The organism is Paraburkholderia sp. BR13444, assembly GCF_040948755.1.
In the GTDB taxonomy this organism is placed as follows: Bacteria; Pseudomonadota; Gammaproteobacteria; order Burkholderiales; family Burkholderiaceae; genus Paraburkholderia; species Paraburkholderia youngii.
In genome coordinates, this window is sequence record NZ_JBFPKM010000035.1 from 1 (window position 1) to 3,746 (window position 3,746).

The following is a 3,746-nucleotide window of genomic DNA, read 5'->3' on the forward strand; positions in this document are numbered from 1 at the left end:
CATTCCGCATCAAGCGCCCACACTTATCGGCTGTTAGTTTTTAAAGATCGATCCGCCCCACCCGCAGCACCTGAACCACCACCCGGCACTGCTTCGTTTGCGTCGCTGCGTCTGCAGCAGAGAAGCGCGATTATGGACACTCTTTCTTGTCTCGTCAATACCCGATTTCGCTTTTGCTTAAAAAAAGTTGTGACTCACTTCCGGGCCGCGCTCACCACTGCCTCAACAGGAACAGCGTCAGCCATGGCCTCGTAGCCCGCGTCGCTCGGATGGATGTGATCGCCGCTATCGAAAGCGCGCTGCAGACGCTCCGGCTGCGCTCTGTCGCGCAACGCCGCGTCGAAATCGACGACGCCATCGAAAGCGCGACTAGTCCGGATCCACTGATTGACTGCGAGTCGGATGTTTTCCCGCTCCTGCGGCAGCGACGCCGGCGTCAGCGTCGCGCCGAACACCTTAACACCGTTGCGCCGCGCGGCCGCGATCACTCGCTGGTAACCGTCGATCAGATCGGCAGCCGTGACCGACGTATGAGGAAAATCGCAGTCGAGCCCGCCATGAGGCGGCATTGCCGCAAAGTTAATGTCGTTGATGCCAATCAGCACAACCGCCGCCTTGACGCCCGGACGTTGCAAAACATCGCGCTCAAAGCGGCTCGCAAGCGCGTCGCCATAACAAGGTGAGTCACTAAGAAGCCGGTTGCCGCTGATGCCGAGATTCACGATCGCGGTCGACTGCGCGCCGCTCGCCGCCAGTCGCCGAGCCAGCGCATCCGGCCAGCGACGGTTCTGGTTCAGGCTGGAGCGCATGCCGTCGGTGATCGAGTCGCCAATCGCAGCCACGGCAACTGACGGTGCCACCGCCTTCACCGACAAGCCCGTGACCCACACATATTGGGTGAAGCGGCCGCGAAACGCGGCGGCGGACGTGTCGGCGGTGTGATTGCCCGGCCCCGACACATAATTCACCTGATTCGACACACGGTGCCACGCGACGATCCGCTGCTCCGGTCCCATAAACGCACTGATCGCATACGGCACGCCCTCAACGACGTCGATCCCAATCGGATCGCTGTCCAGCTCGCCGCCGGGCGGAACGCTGACCGCGCCCTTGCCAGCAAACGTCACTCGACTGCCATCCCTCGCTACCGCCGCCGCGCCGCCGGCCGAGCGCGCGATGCGCAGTTCGTCGATGACCAGAGGTGTCTTGCCATACGCATTGCTCAGATGAATTCGCGCGGTCTTTCCCGACAAAGTCGGATACACGATTTGCCGGACGGTGCGCCCGGCGACTTCCGGCGCGCGATACAGCGGTGGCAAGTCGGCCCGCTGTGGAAGCGGTTGCAGCGCGGTCGCCCACACGGCGACCCAATGCTCGGGCGCTTCGGCAGCGAACGCATTCGAGGAAACGACAAACGGAGCAAATTGGGCAAGCAGCGCCGCGCCGCATGCGGCAGCCAGGGTGCGAATGGTCATTCGGACGATCGGTTCGAGACGAAACGCGCATTGTGCCCGAACGACGCGGCAATCGCCGTTGTCCGGCGGCTGTGCCCGTTTAGACTCATGCCGTTTGCTGACTCATGATCTTCAGAGCGACGGCTTCGGCGACTTCGATTCCGTCGATCGCCGCCGAGTAGATCCCGCCCGCGTATCCCGCACCTTCGCCGGCGGGATACAGCCCTTTGATGTTGACGCTCTGGTAGTCGTCCCCGCGACGAACGCGTACCGGCGACGACGTTCGCGTTTCAACGCCGGTCAGCACCGCGTCATGCATCGCGAAACCGGCGATTTTCTTTTCCATCTGCGGCAGCGCTTCGCGAATCGCCTCGATCGCGTAGTCGGGCAGTGCAGTGCTGAGATCGGTTGGCCGCACGCCGGGCTTATACGACGGCACGACGGAGCCGAGCGACGTGGACGGACGCCCGGCGATGAAGTCGCCGACCAACTGCCCCGGCGCCATATAGTTGCCGCCACCGAGTTCGAACGCCCGCTCCTCCCACTTGCGCTGGAACGCGATACCCGCAAGCGGGCCGCCCGGGTAGTCGTCTGGCGTAATGCCGACCACGATGCCCGCATTCGCGTTGCGCTCCGCGCGCGAGTACTGGCTCATGCCGTTCGTGACGACCCGCCCCGGCTCCGACGTGGCCGCCACCACGGTGCCGCCGGGACACATGCAAAAGCTATACACCGCGCGCCCATTGCTGCAGTGGTGCACCACCTTATAGTCGGCTGCACCGAGCTGTTTGTGACCGGCAAATTTGCCGAAACGGCTGCGATCGATCACCCCTTGCGGATGCTCGATCCGGAAACCGAGCGAAAACGGCTTCGCCTCGACGTGAACGCCGCGGTCGTGCAGCATCTGGAAGGTGTCGCGTGCGCTATGGCCGACCGCCAGCACCACGTGGTCGCAGCGCAGCGTCTCGCCGGTCGAGAGCTTCAGCCCGCGCACCTGGCCGTTGTCGATGTCGATGTCCTCGACGCGGGTCTCGAAGCGCACTTCGCCGCCCAGCTCGTGGATGCCCGCACGCATCTTCTCGACCATGCTGACGAGCCGAAACGTGCCGATATGCGGCCGGCTCAGGTACAGGATGTCCTCGGGCGCACCGGCCCGCACGAATTCGTCGAGTACTTTGCGGCCGTAATGTTTCGGGTCCTTGATCTGGCTGTAGAGCTTGCCGTCCGAAAAAGTGCCCGCGCCACCTTCGCCGAACTGCACGTTCGACTCAGGATTCAGCACTGATTTGCGCCACAGGCCAAACGTGTCCTTGGTGCGCTCGCGCACGGCCTTGCCGCGCTCGAGGATGATCGGCCGGAAGCCCATCTGCGCCAGGATCAGTCCTGCGAACAGACCACACGGTCCCATGCCGATCACGACCGGACGCGGCGTGCTCAGTTGGGCGGGCGCTTTGGCGACGAACTTGTAGCTCATGTCGGGAGTCACGCCGCAATGCGGCACGTCGGCGAGCCGTTTCAGCGCGGCCGCTTCATCCTTGACCTCGACATCGACGATGTAGGTGAGCTTGATGTCTGCGCGCTTGCGCGCGTCGTGCGCGCGGCGAAACACGGTGTATCGGATGAGCCCGTCCCGCGGCACGCCGAGGTCCGCGAGGCGCGCACGGATGGCGGCTTCGAGGGTGCTTTCGGGATGATCGAGCGGGAGTTTGATTTCGCTTAGACGTAACATGAGTACCGGAGATGCAAGTGGGCCGCAAATCGCGGCCAATTCGCAATTTTACCGGTAAGTGTCGGGGCGGGGTGACGTGCATCAACACCCCCGAATGACGCTATCAAGCCCAATCCCCGTCCTCAAAAAATTTATTAACCGACCGGTCGGTTGGTTTATACTACGCCGACACAGACCACTCCTCCAGAGAGCGTCCCCCATGTACACCCAATCCCTCGATATCCCCGGCCACGTCGCCCCGCTGGACGCGGACGCGAATTCGCCCGAACAGGCGCGCTTCGACGCGGTCATGGCCGCCGACGGCAAGATCGAGCCGCAGGACTGGATGCCCGACGCCTACCGCAAGACGCTGGTGCGGCAGATCTCGCAGCACGCGCACTCGGAAATCGTCGGCATGCTGCCCGAGGGCAACTGGATCACCCGCGCGCCGAGCCTCAAGCGCAAGGCGATCCTGATCGCCAAGGTGCAGGACGAGGCCGGCCACGGGCTCTATCTGTATAGCGCCGCCGAAACGCTCGGCGTGTCGCGCGAGCAGCTGATCGACGCGCTGCACGCGGGCAAGG

The 3,746-nt window shown here is 63.8% G+C and carries 3 protein-coding genes; 1 reads left to right on the top strand and 2 read right to left on the bottom strand.

The window, feature by feature from the left end:
• Positions 1-194 precede the first annotated feature (194 nt).
• Both AB3X95_RS38775 and AB3X95_RS38780 read right to left on the bottom strand, forming a co-directional pair.
• Entirely contained in the window at positions 195-1,475 is a 1,281-nt protein-coding gene (locus tag AB3X95_RS38775; protein ID WP_368623993.1) for an SGNH/GDSL hydrolase family protein, read from the bottom strand.
• A gap of 85 nt (positions 1,476-1,560) precedes the next feature.
• On the bottom strand, positions 1,561-3,183 hold the full coding sequence (locus AB3X95_RS38780; RefSeq protein ID WP_368623994.1) for an NAD(P)/FAD-dependent oxidoreductase: 1,623 nt from the start codon (positions 3,181-3,183) through the stop codon (positions 1,561-1,563).
• 199 nt (positions 3,184-3,382) lie between these two features.
• Here AB3X95_RS38780 and AB3X95_RS38785 point away from each other — a divergent pair.
• The coding region (locus AB3X95_RS38785) for a Phenylacetic acid catabolic protein (protein WP_368622368.1) at positions 3,383-3,746 on the top strand (364 nt) is incomplete at its 3' end.

Excerpts from the sequence above, each read along its gene's own strand:
- AB3X95_RS38775 (WP_368623993.1), bottom strand. The coding sequence starts at position 1,475 with ATGACCATTCGCACCCTGGCTGCCGCATGCGGCGCGGCGCTGCTTGCC.
- AB3X95_RS38780 (WP_368623994.1), bottom strand. The coding sequence starts at position 3,183 with ATGTTACGTCTAAGCGAAATCAAACTCCCGCTCGATCATCCCGAAAGC.